The sequence below is a fragment of the Kitasatospora sp. P5_F3 genome (genome assembly GCF_054049135.1).
In genome coordinates, this window is the sequence record NZ_JBFUMY010000059.1 from 1 (window position 1) to 24,592 (window position 24,592).

Annotated in this window: 27 protein-coding genes and 1 pseudogene; 20 read left to right on the forward strand and 8 right to left on the reverse strand. The window is 71.6% G+C overall.

The window, feature by feature from the left end:
* The 5 genes and pseudogenes from ACXJMZ_RS27725 to ACXJMZ_RS27745 form a co-directional block, all read left to right on the forward strand.
* Positions 1–140: pseudogene (locus ACXJMZ_RS27725) on the forward strand (IS5/IS1182 family transposase); the annotation flags it as partial.
* Positions 141–460: 320 nt separating this feature from the next.
* Positions 461–694 (forward strand): TM2 domain-containing protein, encoded by a 234-nt coding sequence (locus ACXJMZ_RS27730; protein ID WP_457032774.1) that lies wholly within the window; start codon positions 461–463, stop codon positions 692–694.
* A gap of 71 nt (positions 695–765) precedes the next feature.
* Positions 766–1,173 carry a DUF2752 domain-containing protein gene (locus ACXJMZ_RS27735; RefSeq protein WP_457032775.1) on the forward strand — a complete coding sequence of 136 codons (408 nt, stop codon included), beginning with the start codon at positions 766–768 and terminating at the stop codon, positions 1,171–1,173.
* Between the two features lie 332 nt (positions 1,174–1,505).
* Positions 1,506–2,156, forward strand: coding sequence for an IclR family transcriptional regulator (locus tag ACXJMZ_RS27740; protein ID WP_057237549.1), 651 nt, complete (start codon positions 1,506–1,508; stop codon positions 2,154–2,156).
* Between the two features lie 42 nt (positions 2,157–2,198).
* The gene (locus tag ACXJMZ_RS27745) at positions 2,199–3,005 is read left to right on the forward strand and encodes a hypothetical protein (protein ID WP_457032776.1); all 807 of its coding nucleotides are present in this window, start codon (positions 2,199–2,201) and stop codon (positions 3,003–3,005) included.
* 113 nt (positions 3,006–3,118) lie between these two features.
* Here the strand turns inward: ACXJMZ_RS27745 and ACXJMZ_RS27750 are convergent, their stop codons facing one another.
* Positions 3,119–3,880, reverse strand: a complete 762-nt coding sequence (locus ACXJMZ_RS27750; RefSeq protein ID WP_457032777.1) for an IclR family transcriptional regulator — start codon at positions 3,878–3,880, stop codon at positions 3,119–3,121.
* Positions 3,881–4,026: 146 nt separating this feature from the next.
* On the reverse strand, positions 4,027–4,509 hold the full coding sequence (locus ACXJMZ_RS27755; RefSeq protein ID WP_057237553.1) for an Lrp/AsnC family transcriptional regulator: 483 nt from the start codon (positions 4,507–4,509) through the stop codon (positions 4,027–4,029).
* A 181-nt stretch (positions 4,510–4,690) separates the two neighbouring features.
* Between ACXJMZ_RS27755 and ACXJMZ_RS27760 the strand changes: the two genes are divergently transcribed.
* Positions 4,691–5,221: a VOC family protein gene (locus tag ACXJMZ_RS27760; RefSeq protein ID WP_457032778.1), complete on the forward strand. Its 531-nt coding sequence runs from the start codon at positions 4,691–4,693 to the stop codon at positions 5,219–5,221.
* A 39-nt stretch (positions 5,222–5,260) separates the two neighbouring features.
* Here the strand turns inward: ACXJMZ_RS27760 and ACXJMZ_RS27765 are convergent, their stop codons facing one another.
* Positions 5,261–5,776: a hypothetical protein gene (locus tag ACXJMZ_RS27765; RefSeq protein ID WP_457032779.1), complete on the reverse strand. Its 516-nt coding sequence runs from the start codon at positions 5,774–5,776 to the stop codon at positions 5,261–5,263.
* 156 nt (positions 5,777–5,932) lie between these two features.
* On the opposite strand from ACXJMZ_RS27765, the gene ACXJMZ_RS27770 reads away from it, so the two are divergent.
* The 4 genes from ACXJMZ_RS27770 to ACXJMZ_RS27785 all read left to right on the forward strand — a co-directional run bounded on the left by ACXJMZ_RS27770 (position 5,933) and on the right by ACXJMZ_RS27785 (position 11,481).
* Complete coding sequence (locus ACXJMZ_RS27770; RefSeq protein WP_457032780.1) at positions 5,933–6,643, forward strand: response regulator transcription factor; 711 nt, start codon at positions 5,933–5,935, stop codon at positions 6,641–6,643.
* Between the two features lie 44 nt (positions 6,644–6,687).
* Entirely contained in the window at positions 6,688–8,049 is a 1,362-nt protein-coding gene (locus ACXJMZ_RS27775) for a sensor histidine kinase (RefSeq protein ID WP_457032813.1), read from the forward strand.
* A gap of 332 nt (positions 8,050–8,381) precedes the next feature.
* Positions 8,382–9,923, forward strand: a complete 1,542-nt coding sequence (locus ACXJMZ_RS27780) for a cellulose binding domain-containing protein (protein ID WP_457032781.1) — start codon at positions 8,382–8,384, stop codon at positions 9,921–9,923.
* A gap of 166 nt (positions 9,924–10,089) precedes the next feature.
* Complete coding sequence (locus tag ACXJMZ_RS27785) at positions 10,090–11,481, forward strand: glycosyltransferase 87 family protein (protein WP_457032782.1); 1,392 nt, start codon at positions 10,090–10,092, stop codon at positions 11,479–11,481.
* 112 nt (positions 11,482–11,593) lie between these two features.
* Here the strand turns inward: ACXJMZ_RS27785 and ACXJMZ_RS27790 are convergent, their stop codons facing one another.
* Positions 11,594–12,010: an SsgA family sporulation/cell division regulator gene (locus ACXJMZ_RS27790; RefSeq protein WP_057237567.1), complete on the reverse strand. Its 417-nt coding sequence runs from the start codon at positions 12,008–12,010 to the stop codon at positions 11,594–11,596.
* Between the two features lie 228 nt (positions 12,011–12,238).
* Here ACXJMZ_RS27790 and ACXJMZ_RS27795 point away from each other — a divergent pair, with 228 nt between their 5' ends.
* Positions 12,239–13,498 carry an RDD family protein gene (locus ACXJMZ_RS27795; RefSeq protein WP_457032783.1) on the forward strand — a complete coding sequence of 420 codons (1,260 nt, stop codon included), beginning with the start codon at positions 12,239–12,241 and terminating at the stop codon, positions 13,496–13,498.
* Between the two features lie 92 nt (positions 13,499–13,590).
* Complete coding sequence (locus ACXJMZ_RS27800) at positions 13,591–14,289, forward strand: RDD family protein (protein WP_457032784.1); 699 nt, start codon at positions 13,591–13,593, stop codon at positions 14,287–14,289.
* Between the two features lie 69 nt (positions 14,290–14,358).
* Here the strand turns inward: ACXJMZ_RS27800 and ACXJMZ_RS27805 are convergent, their stop codons facing one another.
* Positions 14,359–14,607, reverse strand: a complete 249-nt coding sequence (locus ACXJMZ_RS27805; protein ID WP_457032785.1) for a hypothetical protein — start codon at positions 14,605–14,607, stop codon at positions 14,359–14,361.
* A gap of 175 nt (positions 14,608–14,782) precedes the next feature.
* Here ACXJMZ_RS27805 and ACXJMZ_RS27810 point away from each other — a divergent pair, with 175 nt between their 5' ends.
* The 4 genes from ACXJMZ_RS27810 to mycP all read left to right on the forward strand — a co-directional run bounded on the left by ACXJMZ_RS27810 (position 14,783) and on the right by mycP (position 18,994).
* Entirely contained in the window at positions 14,783–15,466 is a 684-nt protein-coding gene (locus ACXJMZ_RS27810; protein WP_457032786.1) for an endonuclease V, read from the forward strand.
* A gap of 163 nt (positions 15,467–15,629) precedes the next feature.
* Positions 15,630–16,112, forward strand: a complete 483-nt coding sequence (locus tag ACXJMZ_RS27815; RefSeq protein WP_457032787.1) for a hypothetical protein — start codon at positions 15,630–15,632, stop codon at positions 16,110–16,112.
* A 46-nt stretch (positions 16,113–16,158) separates the two neighbouring features.
* Positions 16,159–17,487, forward strand: coding sequence for a WXG100 family type VII secretion target (locus ACXJMZ_RS27820; RefSeq protein ID WP_457032788.1), 1,329 nt, complete (start codon positions 16,159–16,161; stop codon positions 17,485–17,487).
* 97 nt (positions 17,488–17,584) lie between these two features.
* Positions 17,585–18,994, forward strand: coding sequence for a type VII secretion-associated serine protease mycosin (gene mycP, locus ACXJMZ_RS27825; protein ID WP_457032789.1), 1,410 nt, complete (start codon positions 17,585–17,587; stop codon positions 18,992–18,994).
* A 292-nt stretch (positions 18,995–19,286) separates the two neighbouring features.
* Here mycP and ACXJMZ_RS27830 read toward each other — a convergent pair whose 3' ends face one another.
* On the reverse strand, positions 19,287–19,862 hold the full coding sequence (locus tag ACXJMZ_RS27830; RefSeq protein WP_457032790.1) for a GNAT family N-acetyltransferase: 576 nt from the start codon (positions 19,860–19,862) through the stop codon (positions 19,287–19,289).
* 84 nt (positions 19,863–19,946) lie between these two features.
* On the opposite strand from ACXJMZ_RS27830, the gene ACXJMZ_RS27835 reads away from it, so the two are divergent.
* The 3 genes from ACXJMZ_RS27835 to ACXJMZ_RS27845 all read left to right on the forward strand — a co-directional run bounded on the left by ACXJMZ_RS27835 (position 19,947) and on the right by ACXJMZ_RS27845 (position 21,666).
* Positions 19,947–20,450, forward strand: a complete 504-nt coding sequence (locus ACXJMZ_RS27835) for a GNAT family N-acetyltransferase (protein ID WP_457032791.1) — start codon at positions 19,947–19,949, stop codon at positions 20,448–20,450.
* Positions 20,451–20,536: 86 nt separating this feature from the next.
* Positions 20,537–21,049 carry an N-acetyltransferase family protein gene (locus ACXJMZ_RS27840; RefSeq protein WP_457032792.1) on the forward strand — a complete coding sequence of 171 codons (513 nt, stop codon included), beginning with the start codon at positions 20,537–20,539 and terminating at the stop codon, positions 21,047–21,049.
* 83 nt (positions 21,050–21,132) lie between these two features.
* On the forward strand, positions 21,133–21,666 hold the full coding sequence (locus ACXJMZ_RS27845) for a DinB family protein (protein ID WP_457032793.1): 534 nt from the start codon (positions 21,133–21,135) through the stop codon (positions 21,664–21,666).
* A 9-nt stretch (positions 21,667–21,675) separates the two neighbouring features.
* Here the strand turns inward: ACXJMZ_RS27845 and ACXJMZ_RS27850 are convergent, their stop codons facing one another.
* Positions 21,676–22,743: a DUF2332 domain-containing protein gene (locus ACXJMZ_RS27850; RefSeq protein WP_457032794.1), complete on the reverse strand. Its 1,068-nt coding sequence runs from the start codon at positions 22,741–22,743 to the stop codon at positions 21,676–21,678.
* Between the two features lie 119 nt (positions 22,744–22,862).
* A complete protein-coding gene (locus ACXJMZ_RS27855) occupies positions 22,863–23,273 on the reverse strand; it encodes a hypothetical protein (protein ID WP_457032795.1) in 411 nt (136 codons plus the stop codon).
* Positions 23,274–23,498: 225 nt separating this feature from the next.
* Between ACXJMZ_RS27855 and ACXJMZ_RS27860 the strand changes: the two genes are divergently transcribed.
* Complete coding sequence (locus ACXJMZ_RS27860; RefSeq protein WP_457032796.1) at positions 23,499–24,497, forward strand: cation diffusion facilitator family transporter; 999 nt, start codon at positions 23,499–23,501, stop codon at positions 24,495–24,497.
* Positions 24,498–24,592: the final 95 nt, after the last annotated feature.

Below are 24,592 nucleotides of genomic sequence, written 5' to 3' on the forward strand. Positions count from 1 at the left end.
TCCATGCCCGCCTGCGGGTCGCCGTCGAGCGCGCTTTCGCCCGGCTCAAAACCTGGCGGATCTTCCGCCACGCCCGCTGCAGCCCGAACTGGCTCACGTCAGCCGTCGCAGCGATCCTCACCCTCACGGTCTACAGCTGAAAAGGCTCAGTGAAGCAACGGCGAAAAGCCATCTCGCCAATATCTACGCAGAACTCGGAGTGGAGAGCCGGTTCGCGGCGGTCGCGGCGGCCCTCAGGGACGGGTTGCCGCAGGTGTTCTGACGGTCCGTTGTGGAAATGTTATGACAATGTCGTTTCCTGGTCAGATTTTACCGAGACATGGGATGCGCGGGTCCGCTAGCGTTCCGGATGCCAGGTCGCAGGGCGAGATTCCTACGCGATCCTTTGGCGATCCCATTGATTTGACGCGGCCTCACCATGCCCTTTTTCGGCTGGCCGCCATGAAGGAGAAGACCCACAGTGGCCAACACCGCCTCCCCCGAGCTGTCCGACAAGTCGAAGATTGTCGCCGGCGTTCTGCAGCTCTTCCTCGGTGTCTTCGGCGTCGGCCGTTTCTACACCGGCCACACCGGCATGGCGCTCGCCCAGCTCTTCACCTGCGGTGGCCTCGGCTTCTGGTCGCTGATCGACGGCATCATCTTCCTGGTCAGCAACGACCGCACCGACGCCCAGGGCCGCAAGCTCGCCGGCTGACGATGCCCCAGGTACGCCGTCGGCGTCCCGACCCCCGGTCCGGTGAGTTCACCCGGGCCGGGGGTTCCGGCATGCCCGGGGCCGGTCGGCCGAGCAGGGCCGACCGGCTGCGCACCGCCGCCCTGCCGCTGGCCCTGCCGGCCGCCGGGGCGCTGGGCGCCTGGTACCTCTGGTCGCGCGATCCGCACCTGTCCGGGCAGCTGCTGCCGTTCTGCCCCTGGCGCCGGCTGACCGGCCTGTCCTGCCCCGGCTGCGGCGGCACCAGGATGACGTACGACCTGCTGCACGGTGACCTCGCCGCCGCCTGGGCGGACAACGCGGCGCTGCTGCTCACTCTCCCGCTGCTCGCGGTGCTCTACGGGAACTGGCTCCGGCACGGACTGGCCGGACGGCGCTTCCGGGTCCGGCTCGGCACCCGTGGGACGGTCGCCGTTCTGACCGTCGCGGTGCTCTGGACGGTCGGCCGCAACCTCTGGTGACTGTCCGGACTCCGGACTCTGTTCGAACAGGTGGTCGGAAAAGGCCCGATTAAATGGCCCTGTTGTCCGGATTTGCGTTCCGTTCGATAACAGATCTTGCCCGAATTTTGGACAGACCCTTCCGCAGCGTGCCCCTCCTTCACTACTTTCTCCACACGCTCTCTCGAACGACCCACCCCACCCCGAGACGGGCACCGCAGGGCTGTCCGTTCGTCGACGACGCCGACGGACCGCTCCAGGGCGGAAACCCCACCTGCGCGTACAACCCGGACTCCGGGTCAGGCCCCGGCCTGCCCGGAAGCCGGTGACCGCCGCAGAAAGGAACGCGCGTCGTGACTGCCGAGACCTCCCAGACCCTGGACCGTGGTGTCCGGGTCCTCAAACTGCTGGCCGACTCCGAGCGCGGCCTGACCGTCACCGAGCTGGCGGCCCGCCTGGCCGTCAACCGGACGGTCGTCTACCGACTGCTGGCCACCCTGGAGCAGCACGGGCTGGTCCGCCGCGACATCGGCGGCCGGGCCCGGGTCGGCCTCGGCGTGCTGCGGCTGGCCCACCGGGTCCACCCGCTGCTCCGGGAGGCCGCGCTGCCCGCGCTGCGCAGCCTGGCCGAGGATCTCGGCGCCACCGCCCACCTGACCCTGGTCGACGGCGCCGAGGCGCTCGCGGTGGCCGTGGTGGAGCCGAGCTGGACCGACTTCCACGTCGCGTACCGGACCGGCCTGCGGCACCCGCTGGACGAGAGCGCGGCCGGCCGGGCGATCCTGGAGGCCCGCAACTTCCCCGGTCAGCGGCGGCCCGAGCAGGGCTTCGTGATCACCCGGGCGGAGGAGCAGTCCGGCGCCAGCGGTGCGGCGGCGGCCCTGCTGGGGCTGAGCGGGATCGAGGGCAGCGTCGGCGTGGTGATGCTGAACGGGCTGGTGCCCGAGCGGGTCGGCCCGCGGGTGGTGGAGGCCGCGACCGAGGTGGCCGACGCCCTGCGGTAGTCGGTGCCTCCGCCCGGCGGGGTTGCCCCGTACGATTCCGGTGTGTCCGATGCGAAGCTGCCCCCGGTGCTGACCCGTCCGAAGACCCGCGCGCTGACCCTGTGCGGGGTGCTGGTCGCGGCGCTGTTCGGGACGGCGGCGTTCGTGCCGCTGCCGTTCACGCTGACCCTGCCGGGGACCACCGCGGACGTGCTCGGCTCGTACGAGGGACAGCCGGTGCTGACCGTCACCGGGGCGCCGGTCCGGCAGACCGTCGGGCAGCTGCGGATGGTGACCATCTCGGCGACCAACCCGGGCGAGCGGACCACCATGTTCACCGCGCTGGGCGCCTGGCTGGACCCGGACGAGGCGGTGCTGCCGTCCGAGGCGGTCTACCCGCAGCGGGATCCGGTCAAGGCCGAGCAGGTGACGGCGGAGCAGATGACGGAGTCCCAGGACAGCGCCACCGTGGCGGCCTTGAGCTACCTGAAGCTCTCACCGGACCAGGTGAAGGTGAAGGTCGATCTGGGCTCGATCGGCGGCCCGAGCGCGGGCCAGCTGCTGGCGCTGGGCATCATCGACAAGCTGGCGGGCGACGGCAAGGGCGGTGACCTGTCCGGCGGCCGGGTGATCGCGGGTACCGGCACCATCGACGACCAGGGAAACATCGGTGCGGTCGGCGGCGTACCGCTGAAGACCCAGGCGGCCGCCCGGGACGGCGCGACCGTCTTCCTGGTGCCGAGGAGCGAGTGCTCGTCGGCCGAGGTGAACACCCCGGCCGGACTGCGGCTGGTGCCGGTGGAGACCCTGGCGGACGCGGTCGCTGCTCTGACCGCGCTGAACACCGGTGGTTCGGTGCCCGCCTGCTGACGCTCCGTCGGCGTGCTGTGCCGGTCCGGTCTTTCGTGGAGGCCGGGCGCGTCCCCGTTCGCCCGGCCGTCAGGCCGCCGTTCCGGCGGCCGGCTCGGCTCAGACCCGTCGGGTCACAGCCCGAAGGCGACGGCCGCGAAGTCGTCGCTCAGCCTGGTCCGCAACTGTGCGGCGATCTGCGGTAACCGGTGTGCCTGGGTCATCGGCAGCGAGACCGAGACCGCGGCCAGTCCGCTGCCGGCCACGATCGGCACCGCCGCCGCCGCGGTGCCGAGCACGAACTCCTGGTACTGGGTGATCGGTGCGGCCCGCKGCGGCCCCTGCCGGGGCAGCAGCGGCAGCTGGGCCGGGTCGCGCAGGGTGTACTGGGTGAAGGCGACCATCGGGTATCTGGCCAGATAGGACCGGCGCTCCTCGGCGGACATCAGCGCCAGCAGGGTCTTGCCCGCCGAGGTGGCGTGCGCGCCGGCCGGGAAGTCCCGGACGTCGACGGTGGGTGCGCCGGGCGCGGCCTGGGCCGCGACCATCACCACCTCGCCCTGGCAGTACCTGGACAGGTAGACGGCGGCGGCCAGTTCGTCGCTGAGCCGCCGCAGCAGCCGGTCGAGCCGCCGCTGCCCGGCGGCCGGGCTCTCCTCCCGGCTGAGCCCGGCGACTGCGGGGCCGGTCAGGTAGCGGCCCTCCCGGCGTTCCAGGTAGCAGTCGTGCACCAGGGTGCGGAGCAGGTGGTAGGCGGTGCCCAGCGCCAGCCCGGTGTCCCGGGCGAGCTGCTTGGCGGTGGCGCCGCGCGGGTAGCGGGCGGCCGCCTCCAGCAGCCGCAGGGCGCGCTGGGCGGAGGCGATCAGGGTCGGCGGAGCGCCGACGACGGGCCTCACCGTGCTCCTCCGGCCGGACGGGGAGCCGTGGTTGACGGGGCGGAACATGATGACTGCTCAGGTACGGGTCTCATAGCTGTGATCTTTACGCGCACAGGCCTTTGGCATATGCCATTCCGGCCCGTGTTGCAAACACCGGCGCGGGCTCACTCCCGGGCGGCCTGATCCACCAGCGGCAGGACGCGGAACGGCACCGGATTCTCCAGCGCGATCGCGGTCGAGGCCCGGACGATCCCGTCGAAACCCACCACCCGGTCGATCACCCGCTGGAGATCGGCGTTCGACCTGGCCACGATCCGGACCAGCATGTCCCCGTGCCCGGTGATGGTGTGCAGTTCCAACACCTCGGGCACGGACGTCAGATGGGCCCGGACGTCCACCCCCTGACCCTGCGAGATCTCCAGGGTGGCGAAGGCCGTGACCGGGTAGCCGATCGCCGCCGGATCCACCTGGGGGCCGAAGCCGCCGATCACGCCCCGGGCCTGCAGCCGGTCCAGCCTGGCCTGCACGGTGCCCCTGGCGACCTGGAGCCGGCGGGAGCACTCCAGCACCCCGATCCGGGGCTCCTCGCTGAGAAGTCTGATCAACTTGCCGTCCAGCGCGTCGATCGCGTCGTTCGGGGTGTGCACGGCCACTCCTTCCGGTGGGCAATGTGTCCAGCTGCGCCTGTCATTGTCCGGCCCGGTCGCACAGCTTGCCCAGCGGAAATCGGAACAGTTGCGCAACGCCGGTCCGGACGGCACGCTCCCCCCACCGCCTCGTGGTGCGGGCCCCCACACCGTGCCACGAGGCCAACCGGGGAGGTTCTCGTTGACCGACGTCTCCACTGCACCGCTCGCCCTCCACCCGGACGAGACCGGTCCGCTGCCGGCCCTGCGCACCGACGCGGTGCTCGCCGTCCGGGACGCCCGCCGCACCGCGCGCTACTACTGCGCCGCGCTGGCCATGCGCTGTACCGCGTACGCGGGACCCGAGACCGGGCAGCCGGACACCCTCTCCTTCGTGCTGGAGTCCGGGGCGACCCGACTGATCGTCAGTTCCGCGCTGCACCCCTTCACCGCGCGGGCCGAACGGATCGCCCGGCACGTGTCCCGGTACGGCGACACCATCCTCGACCTGGTCATCGAAGTGCCCGACACCTACGCCGCGTACGACTACGCGGTGGACCGGGGCGCCCTCTCGGTGGCCGAACCGGCCGAGCTCTCCGACCGCTACGGCACCGCCGTGCTGGCCACCCTGGGCACTCCCGGGCCGGCTCACCACCTGCTGGTCGAGCGGACCGCGTACCCGGGGCCGTACCTGCCGGGGTACCTCGCGCCGCCGCCGGGAATCCTGGGCTGAGCCTGGGTCTGCCCGCTCCGGGGCCCGGGCTGCGAGGGGTCAGCGCACCACGGTCTGCACGTCGGGGTGGTGGCCGTTCCAGGTGGCGAAGACCGAGTTGGTGCTGCCGTCCTTGGAGAAGTCCACCCGGAGCCACTGGTCGCCCTGCCAGAGCTGCATCTGCCAGCCCTGGTCGGGCGTCGCGGAGACCAGCTCGGCGGTGGTCGGCTGCATGTCCAGGGCGACCCGACCGCCCGGGACCCGGAAGCTCTTCACCGAGGCCGTGGGACTGGCGGGGGCGGTGGTGGGCTTCTTGCTCGCCCTGGCCACCGGCGTGGTCGCCGCCGCCGGCGTCGGGCCGGCCGAACCGGGCGTCGGGGTGGCCGTGTTCGCGGGCGGTGGCACCGGGGCTGACGGTGTGTCGGAGGTCCGTACCGCCGCCGAAGGCAGCGGCAGGGCCGAGGGCTGCTCGAACGCGGCGTCGGTCAGCACCGCGTGCACGCCGAGCCAGGACAGCGCCACCGCTGCCCCCGTGGCCGCCGTCCAGGCGCCGAGCTGTACCAGTCCGTTCCGCATCGCGTGCACATCCTGCCGTACCGCCGGGACCGGCAGGAGTGCAGGTCAGCGAATCGGCAGGGAAGTTGCACAAATGACACCGGGGCGGTCGTCGAACGTCCCGGAACCGCCCCGCGGTACAGACCACTGGACCCGAATGGCGTACCCTGCGGCCCCATGGCAACAGTGCTCGTGGTCGAGGACGACCCTTTCGTACGCTCCGCCCTCATCCGGCACCTGGCCGAGTCCGGCCATGCGGTCCGCAGTGTCGGCACCGCGTTGGAAGCTCTTCGTGAGGTCGCCCAGGTCGGCTGCGACCTGGTGATCCTCGACCTCGGCCTGCCGGACCTGGACGGCAGTGAGGCGCTCAAGATGATCCGGGGGCTGACCAACGTCCCGGTGATCATCTCCACCGCCCGGGACGACGAGGCCGAGATCGTCCGGCTGCTCAACGACGGCGCGGACGACTACCTGGTGAAACCTTTCTCCGTCGAGCATCTGACGGCCCGGATGACCGCCGTGCTGCGCCGCTTCAGCGGCGGCACCGCCCCGGTCGCCCAGGTGCTCCGGGTCGGCGGACTGGCGATCGACGCCCAGCGCCGCGAGGCCGTACTGGACGACCGGCCGCTGGATCTGACCCGGCGTGAGTTCGACCTGCTGGCCTTCCTGGCGGCCCGGCCCGGTGTCGTGGTGCCGCGCAAGGAGATCCTGGCCGAGGTCTGGCGGCAGACCTACGGCGGGGACCAGACCATCGACGTGCACCTGTCCTGGCTGCGGCGCAAGCTCGGCGAGACCGCCTCCAAGCCGCGCTACCTGCACACCGTCCGGGGCGTCGGGGTCCGGCTGGAGGCCCCGGTGGCCGAGCTCGACGGCGGAGAGCCGACGTGAGCCGGAGCATCGTCTCCGCAGGGGCCGCTCGCAGTGGGCACTCGCTGCGCTGGGCGCTGATCAAGGCGGCGGTGGCGGGGACCACGATGGTCGCGCTGGCCTTCCTGATCCCGCTCGGCCTGATGGTCCAACAGACCGCCAGGGACCGCGCCTTCACCTCCTCCGAACGCCAGGCCGCCGCGCTCGGCCCGGCCCTGGCGATCACCACCGAGCAGGACGCCATCGCCCGTGCGCTGGCCAGCACCGACGCGGGCGCCCAGGAGAAGATGGCCGTCCACCTCCCGATCACCGGCTTCGGCCCCGGCACCGTGGTCGGCAACGGCCGGGCCTCCCAGCTCGCGGTCGCCACCGCGGCCGGCCAGGGCCAGTCCTTCATCGACAAGGCACCCGGCGGTTTCGTCCTGCTCCAGCCCGTCGCCGTGGACGCCGACCGGGTCGCCGTGGTCGAGGTGTACGTCGCCGGGGGAGACCTCACCCGGGGCGTCGGCACCGCCTGGCTGGTGCTCTCGCTGGTCGCGCTCGCCCTGGTCGCCATCTCGGTCCTGGTGGCCGACCGGATGGGCGCCCGGATCGTCGGATCCGCCCGTCGGCTGGCCGCCGCCGCCCGCTCGCTCGGCAGCGGCAACCTCGCGGTCCGGGTCCCGGTCGAGGGACGGCAGGCCGACGGTGCCCCCGAGGAACTCCGGGAGGCCGCCCTCGCCTTCAACGCGATGGCCGACCGGGTGGTCCACCTGCTCGCCGCCGAACGCGAGCTCGCCGCCGACCTCTCGCACCGCCTGCGCACCCCCCTGACGGTCCTTCGGCTGAACACCGCCTCGCTCGGCACCGGCGACGCCGCCGACGCCACCCGGCACGCCGTCGCCCAACTCGAGCGCGAGGTCGACCTGATCATCCGTACCGCCCGCCGCGCGCCCGAGGACGTCCCCTCGGTGGCGTTCGGCTGCGACGCCGCCGAGGTGATCCGGGAACGGGTCGGCTTCTGGTCCGCCCTCGCCGAGGACGAGGGCCGCCGCTGGCAGCTGGCCGGCGCCGAGGGCACCGCGCCCGTACCCGTCCAGCGCGGCGACCTGGCCGCCGCCGTGGACGCCCTGCTCGGCAACGTCTTCCGGCACACCGCCATCGGCACCGCCTTCTCGGTCGACGTCCTGGTCACCGAAGGGTCGGTGATCGTCCTGGTCGGCGACGCCGGCCCCGGCTTCGCCGACCCCGACGCCGCCCTCCGCCGCGGCGAGGGCCAGGGCGGCGAGGGCTCCACCGGCCTCGGCCTGGACATCGTCCGCAAGCTCGCCGAAACCACCGGCGGCGACCTCGCCCTCGGCCGCTCCGCCGTCCTCGGCGGCGCCGAACTCCGCCTCCGCCTGGAGACCCGCCCCGCCCTGCCCCGGCTGTCGCGCAAGCGCCGCTGAACGCTGGGCATCGGCGACTGCTGAGGCATCTACGGCCCAGGGGCTCGGGGAACTGCGACGCCGACCCTTGCAAGGTGATCCGTACATAGGCGGTCAGGCACTTTCGCATGTGACCCCGGCGTCAGATCTCCTCGCATTTCCCCGAGCCCCTGGAAAGTGCATCTGAGCGCCCTGCAAAAGGTGCAGCTTCGAGCCCCCTGCCTTAAGGGATCCCTAACAGAGGTGTTCGGGTGGCTGAGGCGGGGCCTGAGGCCGGTGGGGCGGCGCTAGCGTCGGGCGGGCCGGTGGCGTGGAGCCCCGGTTGACGGTCACTCAGCCGGAGGTCTCAGCCCATGACGAACCAGCCCACCCGCCGCTCCGGGCACCGCCGCCGCAGCCGCAAGGGCACGGTGATCGGAGTCTCCGCCATCGCCACCGCGATCGTCGCGGGCGCCGTGGTGACCTTCGCCGCCTCCGCCAGCGCCGCGTCCCCGGGTGCGGTCTACAGCCGGACCAGCACCTGGGAGACCGGCTACACCGGCCAGTACCTGGTGACCAACCCGGACAGCAAGGCCATCGACGGCTGGACCCTCAGCTTCGACCTCCCGGCCGGCGCCCGGATCGACTCGCTCTGGAACGCCACCTTCACCGCCACCGGCCAGCACGTCACCGTGAAGCCGCAGGACTGGGGTAAGCGGATCGAGCCGGGCAAGTCGCTGGACGTCGGCTTCGTGGTGCAGGGCAGCGGCGCCGCCCAGGCCGAGCCCGCCAACTGTCTGATCAACGACGCCCCGTGCACGGCGGGCTCCACCACTCCGCCCACCCCCTCGGGCCGCCCGACCACTGCGACCCCGAGCGTCCCGCCGACCGCGACGCCCACCCCCACCGTGGCTCCCACCTCGGCGAAGCCCACCCCGACCCCGACCGCTTCGCCCACCCCCACCGCTTCGGCCAGCACACCGCCGCCGGTGGTGACGACGGGTCACTTCGCCCCGTACGTGGACACCTCGCTCTACCCGCCGTTCGACCTGGTGGCCACCGCCAAGGCGACCGGCGTGAAGAACTACACCCTCGCCTTCGTGGTCTCCGGCGGCGGCTGCACCCCCAAGTGGGGCGGCGTCAGTGACCTCGGTACCGACGCGGTGGCCTCGCAGATCGGCGCCCTGCGGGCGATCGGTGGCGACGTCCGGGTCTCGTTCGGCGGCGCCAACGGCAGTGAACTGGCCACCGCCTGCTCCTCGGTGGCCGACCTGACGGCCGCCTACCAGAAGACCGTGGACGCGTACGGCGCGACCAGGGTGGACTTCGACGTCGAGGGCGGTGCGCTCGGCGACACCGCCGCCAACACCCGTCGCGCCCAGGCCATCGTCCAGCTGCAGAGGAACGCCGCCGCCAAGGGCAAGACCCTGGACGTCTCCTACACCCTGCCGGCGCTGCCCAGCGGGCTGACCCAGGACGGCGTGAACCTGGTCGCCAACGCCAAGAGCAACGGTGTCGCGATCGGCGCGGTGAACATCATGGCGATGGACTACGGCGACGGCGCCGCCCCCAGCCCGCAGGGCCGGATGGGCAAGTACGCGATCGACGCGGCCACCGCGACCCAGGCGCAGCTGAAGAGCGTGCTCGGCCTGGCCGACGCGGCGGCCTGGGCCAAGGTCGCGGTCACCCCGATGATCGGCGTGAACGACGTGGCGAGCGAGATCTTCACGGTGGCCGACGCCACCCAGCTCGCCGAGTTCGCCAAGACCAAGCACCTGGCCTGGCTGGCGATGTGGTCCGGCACCCGCGACAAGGCCTGCGCGGGCGGCGCCAAGCCGTACGCCGACGCGAGCTGCAGCAGCATCGCCCAGCAGCCGCTGGACTTCACCCGGGCGTTCGGCGCCTACACCGGCTGACGCTGGGTCGGGGTGCCCCTGACCCACGGGGGGTCAGGGGCACCCTTTTCCGTACCTCTTTCCGTACCTTGCGCCCGGGCCCGGACTGCGGGGACCGCGCCAAGTCGCGGGTTTCCGGTGGTCCGGTAAGGTCGCTAGCTGGTCTACCGGCGGACGGAGCTAACACGTGACAACGGCGCAAGAGCAGCGCAGGGCCCCCCAGGAGCCTGCCCCAGCTGCCCCTGTCACGCCCGGGCAGCGGGTCACCGCTGCCCTCGGCACCCCCGTCCGGGCGCTTCGGGAGGCTCCGCGTCGCCCGCTGGCGATCGCCACGGCGGTGGCGCTGTTCTCGCTGCTGACGTACGCGACGGTGCGGCACTTCGTCGGCACCTCGATGGTCGACATGATCGTCTACCGGGCCGAGGGCGCTGCCGTCGCGAACGGCCAGGACCTGTACGGGCTCCGGGTGACGGAGTGGGGCCTGCCCGCCACCTACCCGCCGTTCGCCGCGATGCTGTTCGTGCCGACCACCTGGTTCGGCATCGGCTTCCTGCGGGTGGCGATCACGGGCGGCAACGTCGCGCTGCTGGCCCTGTTCGCGCACCTCTGCTTCAAGCTGGTCGGCTGGCCGCGCCGGGACCTGCGCGCGGTCGGCGTGGTGCTGGTGGCCGGGCTCGGCGTCTGGCTGGAACCGGTCTTCACCACGCTCCGGTACGGGCAGATCAACCTGGCGCTGGCCTGCCTGGTCCTCTGGGACCTGACCCGCCCGGACTCGCGCCGGTCCAAGGGCGTGGCGATCGGCATCGCGGCCGGGATAAAGCTCACCCCCGGCCTGTTCGCGGTCTACCTGCTGATCACCGGCCGGATCAAGGCCGCCTTCGTGGCGGGGGCCACCTTCCTCGGCACCTTCCTGCTCGGCGCGCTGATCCTCCCCGATGCGACCTGGGGCTTCTGGACCAAGTACCTCTACGACTCCTCGCGGGTCGGCAAGACCGAGATCGTCGACAACCAGTCGATCAGCGGCGCGGTCGCCCGGCTGCTGCACACCGCCCACCCGGGGGCCGTCGCCACCGCGGTCGCGGCGCTGGTCGCGATCGCCGGGCTGGCCACCGCGGCCTGGGTGGTCCGCAGCGCCCGCTGGCTGCCCCGGGCCGAGGCCTGGGGTGTCTGCTGCGCGGCCGTCACGGCTGTGCTGATCTCACCGATCAGCTGGACCCACCACTGGGTCTGGTGCGTGCCGGTGCTGGTGCTGCTGGCCGCAGAGGCCGCGCACGAGCGCTCCCGGCCGGCGGCGGTCCGGCGGCTGCGGTGGCGGCTGATCTTCGCTGCCACGCTGCTCGCCTTCCTCTCGTTCGGCATGTGGGTCGTCCCGCACAAGGGCGATCTCGACCTGCACCTCTCGCTGCCGGCCCAGCTCCCGGCGGCGGTCTACCCGCTCACCGGTCTGTGCTTCCTGCTGGTCGCCGCACTGCGGACCCGCTCGCGGCGGCGGGCGGCGGGGGCGCCGCTGATCCGGCTGCCTCGGCAGCGCACTTCCGCCGGGGCGGCGGGGGCGCCTGAGCCGCTGCGGCAGCGCTGAGGGTCGGCGCCGGGGTTCACGCCGGCGTTAGCGTTCATGCCGGGGGCAGCGTTCAGGTTCGGGGCGGCGTTCACGTTCGATGTGGCATTCATGCCTGAGTCGGCGTTTATGTTCACGCGAGCAGTTCGGCCAGCGAGTGGTCGAGGTCCAGGGCGGCCAGCTCGGCGCCCGGCGGCACCAGGCGGTGCGCCCGCTCCAGCCAGGCCGCAACAGCGGGCAGCGGCGCCTCCAGGAGGGCGTCCCCGGCCGGGGAACTGAGAGCCATGCAGAGCACGCTGCGCCGCCCCGACCGGGTCGGCCAGATCCGCACGTCCCCCTGGCCGCACGGCCGGAAGGTGCCCTCGACCAGCAGCTCGCGAGCGAACACCCAGGTCACCGGGGTGCCGGTGTCCAGGTGGAAGGTGATGTGCACGGCGAACGGGTCGTGGCTGCCGTAGGACAGCCGGGCCGGGACGGGCACGCTGCGCTCGGGGGACAGCACCAGGTTGAGTTCGAGTTCGTGCTCGATGACGCTCGTGGACCGCTCCATGACGGGGTTCCTCTCGGTGTCGTGGGGCCCGCCTCCGAGCCCCTGCATCAGGAGAGAGTGAGCTCCGGCGAAGCTCTTACACGCATTCGCCCAACGTCCTGGAATTGACCAACTGCCCGCTGCCGCGCCCCCGAGGCACTACCCTTTGTGACTGCTCGACGACTGTCCGCCCGCGTACGGGTGCTGACGGGTCGTCCGCTCCACGGTGCTGCCAGGAAAGAGACCCCCATGACGGAACGGCCCCTCGCCGGTGACCTGGACACAGCCCTCGACCCGGCGCCGGGCTACTACCCCGACCCGTCCGTCCCCGGCTTCGTCCGCTACTGGGGTGGCTCCGCCTGGGTGCCAGGCACCAGCCGCCCGGCCCCGCCCGCCGGTGAATCGCCGGCGCCACCCCGGGGGGCCACTCATCGGGCGGCCACCACGTTCGCCCCGGCCGCGCCGCCGCCCCGGCCGGTCGTCGGGCCACCCGCTCGGACGGAGCCACTGCAGTCGGCTCCGTCCGCTCCGTTCCCGCAGTCCGTCCTGGCAGTCGAGGAGACCGGACCGGTCTTCTTCGACCAGACCACGGGTGGTGCGTCCTTCGTGCTGGCGCCTTATGCGGAGCGGGAGTTGCTGAACGCTCAGGAGCCCCCGGCGGCCACCGGGTGGCAGGCCATGCCGACCCCGCAGCCCGAGGTGGTCTCCTGGGGTGCACCTGCTGCGACCCTCCCTGAGCCGACGCCGGTCGCGGAGCCGGCGACCTTGCCGGTGCCCACAGCGCAGGCGACGCCCGTGGCGGTGCCGGTGCCCGCTGTGGTGCCGGAGCCCGTGGCGGTGCCGCCGGTCGCCGTGCCGCCGCCGGCCGCGGCGAAGCCCGCCGTGTTGAAGCCGGCCGTGCTGAAGTCGGCGGCTTCCGCACGGACGCCCGCTACCGTCGCACGGACGCCTGCGCCGCGTCGGAGTGCCGCCCGCAAGCCGCCTGCCCCGCTCCCCGCCGGTCTCGGCCGCCGTGCGGTGGCCCGGCTGGTCGACACGCTTGCACTCGCCGTCGTCGCCGTCGCGGCGGGCGTACCGATGATCGGTTCGGTGATCGCGCACATCGAGACCAAGGTCGATCAGGCAAGAGCGGCGAGCGTCGGGCAGGACGGCCAGGAGGTCCGGGTCTGGCTGGTGGACGGCCTGGTGCTCGGCCGGGTCGGAGCGCTGCTCGGCATCCTGGTGCTGGCCGCGCTGCTCTACGAGGTCTTGCCGGTCGCCCGGACCGGTCAGACCTTCGGCAAGCGCCTGGTCGGCATCCGGGTCGCCGACACGACCCGCGCGGCCCTGGCGCCGACCTTCGGCCGTTCGGCGGTGCGGTGGCTGGTCCGGCAGGTGGCACTGCTCTCGCTGGTCGGCCTGTTGGCGCCGCTGTGGGACCGTCCGGCCCGGCGGGGTTGGCCGGACCGGGCGGCGCGGACCAGGGTGGTACGGACCCGGGCGGCGCGGACCGGGGTGGCGCGCAGCTGACGGTCCTTCAGTACGCCGTTGCGGGTGGTCCGATGGGTCAAAACGGACTAAATATCCCAACATCGTAGTATCTGTGATGTTCTACTCGGGTCATGAGCACCCATGACCCTTCGTCAGACCCCGCACCGGAGGGGGGCGACACGCCCTCCTTCGACAAGCAGCCCCCGCAACCGGGTGGGCCGCAGGGTGCGCCGTCCGATCCGTACGGCGCACCGCCCCCGCCCCCGCCGGCGGCCGACCCCTACGGCACGCCGCCCCCCGGTGGCCCCTACGGTGCGCCCGGAGGCTACGACGGGAGCCCGTACGGCGCGCCGCCGCCGCCCGCCTACGGTGCCCCGTACCAGACGGGTCCCGGTCCGGTCCCCGGGATGCCGCCGCTCGGTGGCTGGGGTGCCCGGATCCTGGCCACCCTGGTCGACTTCCTGCTGGTGCAGGCGGTCGCGATCTTGGTGGTGCTCCCGTTCGCCAACCTCGGCGACCAGGGTGGCTGGGTCGGCGCGGCCTGGCTCGGCTATGCCCTGTACCTGGTCTACGGCGGCATCATGCTCAGCCGGGACGGCCAGACCTTCGGCAAGAAGCTGATGAAGGTCCGGGTCGCGATGCTGGTCGACGGCAGTGCCCCGACCAGTGCGGCCGCCTGGACCCGGGCAGCGACCTTCGTACTCCCGGCGGTGATCTGCTGCGCCGGGCTGTGGTGGCCGGTGGACGGCCTGTTCGGCGTCTTCGACAAGCCGTACCGCCAGTGCATCCACGACAAGGCCGCCAAGACCGTGGTCGTCTCCACCGTCTGACCGCACCTCAGGGCCCGTGAGCAGCAGGTCGGCTCGCGGGCCCTGGTGCGTCCGACCGCACCGCGCTCGTCAGCGATGTGCCGCGTACTCCGGGGTACTGGTCCGACCGGACTGCGGCCGGTGCGAGCCGGCCGCCGGCCGCTGCGCCGCGACGGTCACCAGCAGCGCGGTGGCCAGCGTGCCGAGCGCCACTGCGAAGGCCACCAGTACCGCGATCTCGAACACCCCCCGCGACCCGGAGACGGCGAGCAGCACCGCGGCCGCGGCCACCACGGTCAGGGTGCCGGTGGTGAGTTGGGCGATGGTGGGACGCGACATGACGGGACCGTCCTTCGCAGGAGCCTTGCGCTGCCGGGAGAAGCCTTGCCTTACCAAGGTGTACCCAGCGCTCGTCCGGGACAAGTACGCCTTCGGCCGATGCCGGGGGCGCACAGGCTCACTCGCACGCTCGGTACGGTGGTATCGAACAGCCGTAGTGATCTGGGGGAAGTCCATGCCCGTGCCCGCCGACTGGCCCACCACCGAGGCCGAGGCTCTCGCCGTGCAGCAGAGCCTGCGAGGCCTGGTCGAACCGTCCGGTCCCGGCCCGGCCCCCGATGCCCTGGTCGCCGGTGTGGACGTGGCCTACGACGACGACCGGGACGTGGTGGTCGCGGCGGCGGTCCTGCTCTCGCTGCCCACCCTGGCCGTGCTGGAGGAGACCACCGCGACCGGGCGGATCAGCTTCCCGTACGTCCCCGGTCTGCTCGCCTGCCGTGAACTCCCCACCGTGCTGGACGCCTTGGCCGACCTCCGGCACACCCCCGACCTGGTGGTCTGCGACGGCTACGGCCTCGCCCACCCGCGCCGCCTCGGGCTCGCCAGTCACCTGGGCGTGCTCACCGGCCTGCGCACCCTCGGCGTCGCCAAGACCCCGTTCACCTTCACGTTCACCCAGCCCGGTCCCGAACGTGGCGCCACCGCGCCGCTGCTCGACCCCGAAACCGGAGAACAGGTCGGCGCCGCCCTCCGCACCCGAGCGGGCACCAAGCCGGTCTTCGTCTCGGTCGGCCACCGCATCGGCCTGGCCGAATCAGTGGCCACCACCCTGAGCCTGACGGCCGGTTACCGCCAACCTGAGACGACCCGCCGGGCCGACTCGCTCTGCCGTCGGGCGCTGGCGGCGGCCGTGTCCTGATTCGGTACCAATCGCTTGCACGGTGTCACGTCGCCGTTCAGGCCGACGGCGGTATGTGTTAGACATGAGGGTTGTAGGCCCGTGTTCTCAAGACCGGGTCGTACCGGAACAGTTGATACCAGGGCATACCAGTCCAGCCCTGGCTCCATGGGGGAGGACAGTCGTGAGCACGGGGAACGGCGGCGGTGCCGGCTACCGCGTCGAGGTCGACAACCTACGGGCGTTCGCGTCGCAGGTACGGGGACTGCTAGACGAGTTCCAGGCACGTGCGGACGGCAGCCGGACGCACGGGCAGAGCGGGGTCGGGCGGTCCGCCTTCGGGACGTTTCCTGAGGCGCAGGCGCTGTTCGACAAGTACGAGGTCATGCGGGACAGCCTTCGGGACGTCATGAACATGCTTCAGGACGCGATCGACGATGCCCAGCGCAAAGCGGACCTCACCGCGACCAACTACGAGGAACAGGAGCTTGAGACCACCCGTGGTCTCAAGCTCAACGCCGATGGCTGGTCGGTCGGTAGCGCCGCCACGGTCACGCCGGTTTCCTATGCTTCGTCGTCTCCCCGTCCGGGTGGCACTCAGTCGAGTCCTAAGGCCCCCACAGGTGTGACGCCAGCTGGCAGCGGCGAACCCCAGTCGACATGGTGAGCATCCCAGCACCCAGGTACCCGCAGCGGACAGGAGGCGCCCACTCGTGAGCGATTACACCAACTTCAACGGCTACAGCCACGGCGATCTCCGCCGCATGGTAGGCAGCATGGATTCCGGCGGAGTCATGTCTGCAGCTGATCCCTGGCGTCGTGCTTCCGACACCCTCAAGCAGATTCGTACGTCCCTCAGCACCGCCTCGGGCGACGCCGTTTCCAGCTGGGAAGGCAACAGCAGCGACGCGTTCCATACCAAGATGATCACGCTGGCCAACGGCATCAACAATGCTGCTGCCTATGCGAACGATGCTGCTGTCACCCTCGAGTTGATGTCGACCGCCATTGACGAGGCCAAGCGTACGATGCCAGAGGAACCCAGCTTCTGGTCCAAGGCTGCCGACGCAATCGGCGATACCGCTGCTTCTGCCACGGGAACCGAGAACGAGGACACCAAGACCGCCGTTACCGATGAGAAGAAGGCACAGGCGGTGGCGGTTATGAACCTCCTCGCCACCCGATACCGGACGGCCACTGACTACCTCAAGCCGCCGCCGCGCCGCCTTGACGAGCTCGTGGATTCTGTTGCTCCCGACTCGTCGGGTTCCGCAGCGATCGGCGCATTGATCATGGGAGGCGGAGCAGGCTTGGCCGGTGGCGGCCGCTCGGGCGGTACGTCGGTCCAATCTCGCTCCACCAGTTCGGTGGGCACTGTCGGCACGCAGTCTCCGAACAAGTTCCAGCCAAGCGGTCCAACAGACCCGGGCATCAAGGGTGGCACCGCGAACCCGCCGCCCAAGCCGAAGTCCCCGGGCACTTTCGGGCCAGGAACCGGAATCGATGGAGTGAACGCTAGCCCCAGGCCGGCAGCCACCAGTACGTCCGCCTCCGGCACACATGTCGGGTCCCCCGCGTCGGGTACTGGCGCCGGGAGTGGCTTCGGCGGTGGGACCGGAGGCTTGGCAGGTGGAGGTTCTAAGGCTGGGGCCTCTGGTGGATTTGCCGGTTCCGGTAGCTCGCAGGGGTCGGAATTCCGGAAGGGTGCCACAGGTTCCGGCAGTCGACCGGGAGGCGCGTTCGGAGCGTCCGGCATGCCGGGGGCGGGTGGTGGCGCAGCTGGAACTGGCGCGGCTCGCCGTGCTGGTGGCGCGGTCGGCTCGGGTGGATCAGGCCGGGGGGCCTTTACCGAGGGCGGTTCTGGCATCGGTCGGGGCCGAGGCCAGGCTGGACAGGGCACGGGAGGCCAGGGCGGCGGGATGCCAGCTGCTGGGCAGTCCGGCAATAAGGACAAGAAGGACAAGCGGCGTCCGGACTACCTCGTCGAGGACGAGGAGACTTGGGCAACCGGAGCGTCGACCAACCCGAACGTGGTGGAGTAACAGGGTTGCTGACTCGGAGGGGCAGGGCTGTCGACTGACGATCTGCCCCTCCGACATGGCAGTGCAACGGTTCCAGTGAGCGGAGTAGCGAGACTTGATGTCCAGTCGGCAGGTTCGGGGAGCAGCGGTACTCGTTCTGGGGTCCCTGCTATGGGGAGCTGTCACTGTTGCGGCTTCCGCTGACAATATCCGTGAGCACCAGTGGGCTATCAGGAAGTACGCCGCTGTAGAAAAGGTCTGGCCGGTGACCCAGGGTGAGAACGTGATCGTTGCCGTCATCGACGGTGGCGTCTCGGCTAATCACCAGGACCTCGCGGGACAGGTTTTGCCCGGGGCTGACTTCACGGGTGAGCAGACTGATGGCCGCACCGACAAAGACGGCCATGGCACGGCGATGGCGAGCTTGATCGCAGGGCATGGCCATGGAGGCCAGGACGGCATCATCGGACTTGCGCCGAAGGCGAAGATCCTGCCGATCAGGATCAACCTTGGCGGTGGTACCGACATCGTGACTGGCAAGGACAATGAGGTTCCTGACGCCATTCGCTTCGCCGTGGATCACGGGGCCAAGGTCATCAACATGTCCTTTGGGGCGGGGTCGGGTGCGGACGTTCGAGCAGCCGTCAAGTACGCCATCGACAAGGACGTGGTCTTGGTCGGAGCTTCGGGAAACCTGGGCAATCACGACACTCCGGTCAGCTATCCGGCGGCCATTCCCGGAGTCATCGCCGTGGGCGCGGTTGACGAGCCTGGCCAGGTCTGGGAGAAGTCGAACCGAGGCCCGGAGTTGACGGTGGTTGCGCCTGGAGTCGACATCTACTCGGCCGGCTACAAGTCGGCGAGCGACTATCGCGCGGCGAATGGGACTTCCGACTCGGCTGCCTATGTTTCTGCCATTGCGGCTCTCGTGCGGTCGAAGTATCCGGAACTGTCGGCAGGGCAGGTCATCAACCGGCTGATCACCTCGGCAGTGATGCCCGAAGGCCAAAAGCGGCCGAACGACAGCTACGGCTATGGCATTGCCTCACCGCAGAAGGCGCTGGCCGCCAACCCCGCCGTGGACAACGGCCCGAAGGAGAACCCGCTGCTGACGCGGCCGGAGTCGCAGCGCCAGCCCGAGGGATCCTCCGCGTCACCGCAGCCGTCCGCTCCGGCCAGTGGGAGCACGGTCGGTGGCAATGACCAGGCCGCAGCGCCGAAGAGTGACAGTGACAGCGGGGTCCCGGTGTATGTCTGGGCCATCGTCGGTCTGTTGGCCGTTGTGGTGGTCGGCGGCGTGATCGTGCTGGCCCGGCGTAACAAGGGGGGCGGTGGCGGCGGCCAGCCTCCGTACGGGGGTGGTGGGGGTGTGCCGCAGCCGCAGTACCCGCCGCAGCAGCCGTACGGCGCACCGCAGCCGCCCCACCAGCCCCAGCAGCCGTACGGTGGCAATCCGCAGCAGTACCCTCCGCAGCAGTACCCGCCCCAGCCCGGCGGTGACGGCGGAGGCGGCAATCCGTACCGCTGACACGCCCACGAACGGCGCATAATCCCCGCTATGGGGGCGGCCCTTCGGGTACTGATGGCCCGTCAGTAAGCCATCATCCCGAAGGGCCGTTCTGTTATGCGCAGTCGTTTTCTGAAGTCCGCCCTGCCCGCGTTCCTGCTTGCGCTGAGCCTTGCTTCTCCGGCGGTGGCCGGTGGCGGTGAGGGGCATCCGCCGGCCAATGCCGAGGAGGCGAAGGTCTGTTCGGAGTTGTTGGGGTGGGCGCAGTCGCTCGTGGGGCTGCCGGCCACGTCGGTCGACTCGAGTTGCACGGTCAGGTAGCGGCGGGTGTCGGGGTGGCCGCCCGCCATTCGGTGGCGAGGGCGGCCATCAGCAGGGTGTCGTGCCACTGGCCGTTCCAGTGGTGGGCTTGGCGGAGGCGGCCTTCGAGGGTGAAGCCGGCTTTCTGGTAGGCGCGTTGGGCGCGCGGGTTGAAGTCGAAGACCTCCAGGTGGATGCGGTGCAGGCCGACGGCGGTGAAGGCGTGGTCGAGCAGCAGGCGGGTGGCTTCGGTGCCGAATCCTCGGCCGGTGGCCGTCGGGACGAGGGCGATCCGGAAGGCGGCGGAGCGGTTGTCGCGGTCCAGGTCCATCAGGGCGAGTTCGCCGAGGTAGCGGCCGTCGAGGTCCTCGATGGCGAGGTCGAGGCGGTCGGGCTGGTCGGCTCGGGTGGCGCACCAGTGTTGGATGTCGGCGAGGGTGAACTCCCGCCGGGTGCCGGTGAGTCGGCGGTCTTCCGGGTCCAGCGTGGAGTGCCAGGAGTCTTCGGCGTGGCGAGCGGAGAGCGGGACCAGGCGGAGGTTTTCGCCGGTCAGGGTGGGTTTGCGGAGGAGGGCTGCGTCGTTGATCACCTGGCAGTTCTATCGGCGGGCGGTCGCTGACGCCACCGGAAAATGCGTTGCCGCCAGGGGCGGCGCGACCGGGAGAATGGCGGCATGAACGCAGCAGCACCCTTGAGCTGGACCGTCTCCCCGATCGCCGTGGACCACCCGGATGCGGCCACGGTTCTGCACGAGTACATCGACGAGCTCGCCAGCCGCTACTACGGGCGTCCGGCGACCCCGGAGGAGATTGCGGAGGCGTTGGGGGACGGGGCGGATCTGCGGGAGCCGAAGGGGACCTTGCTGGTGGCCAGGGACGGGGCGGTGCCGGTGGGCTGTGTGGGGCTGCGCTGGCAGGGCGTGGGGCTGGCGGACAGTGACGCCGAGCTGACCCGGATGTACGTCCGGAAGACGGCCCGGCGGGGCGGGGCAGGAGCTCGACTGGTGGGCGCGGCAGAGGAGTTGGCCCGGGTGCGCGGGGCGGGTGTGATCAGGCTGAACACCAGGAAGGACCTGGTCGAGGCGATCGGGCTGTACCGCAGCCTCGGCTACCGGCCGGTCGATCCGTACGGTGACGACCCGTATGCGGAGGTCTGGTTCGCGAAGTCCCTCGGTTGAGCAGAGCGGACAGAGCGGACCAGAGCAGAGTGGTACCGCTGAGAAATCCGCTCGCCCCGGGGCCCCGCGCGGGGCAGACTGCCAGGGTGATCATTCGTGAGGCGACCGCGGCCGACTGGCCCGCCATCTGGCCCTTCCTGCACCGGATCGTCGCGGCCGGCGACACCTTCACCTGGCCCCGGGACATCTCCGAGGAGTTCGCCCGGGAGATCTGGATGAAGCGGCTGCCGGGCCGGACGGTGGTCGCGGTGGCGGCGGACGGCACGGTGCTGGGCAGCGCCGAGACGCACCCCAACCAGATGGGGCCGGGGTCGCACATCGCCAACGCCGGTTTCATGGTGGACGAGGCGCACGCGGGCCGGGGGGTCGGCCGGGCGCTCTGCGCGCACGTGATCGAGCAGGCCCGTGCGGACGGCTACCGGGCGATCCAGTACAACGCGGTGGCGTCGAGCAACACCCGGGCGGTGGCGTTGTGGAAGTCGTTCGGGTTCACGGTGCTGGCGGCCGTGCCGGAGGGGTTCCTGCACCCGGAGCTCGGTTACGTCGACCTGCTGGTGATGTACCTCCCGCTGACCGGGGCCGAGCCGCCCGTCGGCTGAAGTAGCGGTATCTGGCGGTATTTCGGCGGTGCCTGGCGATCCAGGCCCTGGCCGGGGCGGTGCCCGGCCAGCATTCTGGAGGCATGATCACTCCTGACACCAAGGACTGGACCTGGGTCCTGCACCGCCCCTGCCCCGACTGCGGCTTCGACACGCCGGCGGTCGTGCGCGAGGAGGTCGCGGGACTGGTCCGGGCCAACGCCGCCGCCTGGGTGGCCCTGTTGACCGAGCGCCCGGAAGTGGAGCTGCGCTGTCGGCCCGCGCCCGAGGTGTGGTCCGACCTCGAGTACGCCTGCCATGTCCGGGACGTCTTCCGGCTGTTCCACGTCCGGCTGCGGCTGATGCTGGACCAGGACGGCCCGCTCTTTCCGAACTGGAACCAGGACGAGACCGCGGTCGCCGAACGCTACGGCGAGCAGGACCCGGACCTGGTGGCGGCCGAACTGCTGCCCGCCGCCGAGCAGTTGGCGCAGGGGTTCGAGTCGGTGAGCGTGGAGCAGTGGCAGCGCACCGGTGACCGCAGCGACGGCGCCAGGTTCACCGTCGAGTCGTTCGCCCGGTACCTGATCCACGACCCGGTGCACCACCTGTACGACGTCACCGCCGCCAAGGGGTAGCCGCCCGCACTACCAGGCCCAGGCGGGCAGCCCGTGCGGTACGGCCTCGGCGAGCACCTGCTCCGGGCCCGGCCCGGTCCGGACGGTGAGCACGAACCGGCGCTGGTCCGAACCGGCCACCCGGCTGGGCTCGAAGGCCACGTGCGCGAACGGGGCGGTCGGGGTGGCGGCGGCCGCAAGGCGCGCCAACTCGGCCTCCACCAGGGCCCATTCGGCTGCCGGGACGTACTGCCGCATGATCGAGTGCCAGACCACGGTGAGCGTGCCCTCGGCCACCGAGACCCGGCCGAGGAACTCGGCGGCGCCGAGCCGTTCGACCTCCACCGGGTGCTTGGCGGCCAGCGCGAGCGCACCGTTCAGCCGGGCGGCCCGCTCGGGGCGGTCGGCCCAGACGTACGAGCGCAGCGCGAGCGCGCCCTCCGGCGAGAGCGGGTCGATCGGGGTCAGGTCGCACCCGCGCCGCTCGGTGAACTCGAGGTCGGGCAGCGGGCGGTCGAGCGGGAAGACCGGGTCGCCGCGCCAGGCGTCGGTCAGCTGGACGGGAGAGTCGGCCGGGCCATGGGCACCGCCGGACCACTCGCAGCGGAACTGGTCGGCGAGCAGGTTGAGACCGGCGCTGGCGCCGAGTTCGAACAGCCGGACCGGCAGCGGGGCGTCCGCCAGGACGTGCAGCAGCCCGGCGATCAGCAGGTTGGCCCGGCCGGTCTCGTTGGTCTGCGGGGGCCTGGTGAGCCAGCTCCTGACCTGGTCCAGATGCTCGGCGACGGTGGCCCGGAAGGCCGTCCAGGCGGCCTCCGGGACGGGCAGGGCGAACTGTCCGCCCGCGCTGGGGTAGTACGCCGCCAGGGCCGGGGCCCGGCCGGTCAGCACCAGCGCGTGCACCCCGCCGAGCAGCCGCAGCGCGATCGCGTCCGGCTCGGGAGCCTGCTCGTAACCAGCGATCGCCGCCGCGCACGGGCCGCCCGCCGCCACGTCCAGTGCAGCCCGGCGGAGCAGGAACTCGTAGAGCGGGGAGCCGAGTTCACCGCATGCGGTGGCCTGCCGGTCGATCACTGCGGCGGCGTGGGGGAGTGGCACCGGCGGGCTCCTCGGTCGAGTGACCACCCGTCAGGGGCGGTGTCTCCCATCATTGGCCTGCGTGCGGCCGAGGTGAAGCCTCCACCGGGGTGACGACGATCACCGGTGGGCAGTCACCGTCACCAGTCGGCCGCCGCCCGTAGCGCGTGCCGGAGCTGGCTGGCCACGTTCGCCGTGTCGGTGCCGACCACGTCGGCGATCTCCGGGGTGGCCAGGCCGACCACGTAGTGCAGGATGGCGAGGTCCTCGTCGGCGGTGCTGACCCGCTGGGCCTGGGCCGGCACCCGGGTGGGGTCGAACCGGTCGGCGACGGTGGCCCGCAGGATCCGCCAGGCGGCGGCTGTCGGGTTGGGGCTGCCCAGGATCTCCGCCCAGCCCGCTGCCATCGCCCCGAAGGCCTCCTCCACCACCGACGCGGCCAGCCCGCCCTCGCGGAACCAGACCCGGGCATAGCTCAGGTACCGGGGGTGGTGCAGCTCCCGAAAAGCGATGAACTCCACTGAGGAGGCCGGGTCATGACGGTTGGTCATATCAGCCTCTCGATTCGGACGGGGTGGCGGATGGCGGGTGACGGGTGCCCATGCTCACTCTAGGGCCTCGGGCGGCTGCTTTGAGTGACAAGTCCCATCAGATACTCGGGAAGCGGTGGGATTGAGCCGTTGTGTGACGGTCTGTCAGTTGCGAGCGCTGCGCACCTGGTCAGAGTGGGTAGAACGGCAGTGGCTGCAAGGGAGTTGATGTGCCACCGTACCCCCATGGAGCCGCACGGACACCCTCACGGACACCCGCACGAGCACCACCACGACCACTCCCACGGACCTTCGCACCAGCACCGGCCGTCGCATCTGCTCCGGCCGCACTCGCACGACGCCGCCGACCGGCTCGACAGCACCCTGGAGTCCTCCGCCGAGGGTCTGCGCACGCTCTGGATCTCGCTGGTGGTACTGGCGCTCACGGCGGGCGTGCAGGCGGCGGTGGTGGCGCTCTCCGGTTCGGTCGCGCTGCTCGGCGACACGGTGCACAACCTCGCCGACGCGCTGACCGCGGTGCCGCTCGGGCTGGCCTTCCTGCTCGGCCGCCGGGCGGCCAGCCGCCGCTACCCGTACGGCTACGGCCGGGCCGAGGACCTGGCCGGGGTGGCGGTGGTCGTGGTGGTCGCCGTCTCGGCGGTGTTCGCGGCGGTCACCGCCGTGCACCGGCTGCTGCACCCGCAGCCGGTCGGCCAGCTGTGGGCGGTGGTCGGCGCGGCGCTGGTCGGCTGTCTGGGCAACGAGTGGGTGGCCCGCTACCGGATCGGCACCGGGCGGCGGATCGGCTCCGCCGCGCTGGTCGCCGACGGCCTGCACGCCCGGGCGGACGGGCTGGCCTCGCTGGCCGTCCTGCTCGGCGCGGCGGGCAGCGCGGCCGGCTGGCGGCTGGCCGACCCGGTGGTCGGTCTGGTGATCACCGGGGCGATCCTGCTGGCGCTGCGGAGCTCCGCGCGGGAGGTCGGGCGACGGCTGATGGACGGCGTCGACCCGGCGCTGATGGATGCGGCGGAACGGGAGTTGCGGGCGGTTCAGGGGGTGCGGGGCGTAGGTGCGTTGCGGCTGCGGTGGATCGGGCACTCGCTGCGGGCCGAGGCCGACGTCCTGGTCGACGGCAGCCTCACCGTGGCGGCCGGGCACCAGGTCGCCGAAGCCGCCGAGCGCGCCCTGATCCGCGCCGTCCCCCGCCTCCGCGCGGCCACTGTCCACCTGGACCCGTATTCCTGATGCGTCCGCACGTGCTTGACCGTCTACGGTCCAGGGACTCGGGGCCCTGCTGATTTACGGCTCCGCCGCGGGGCGAGGAGATCTGGCGTTCGGGT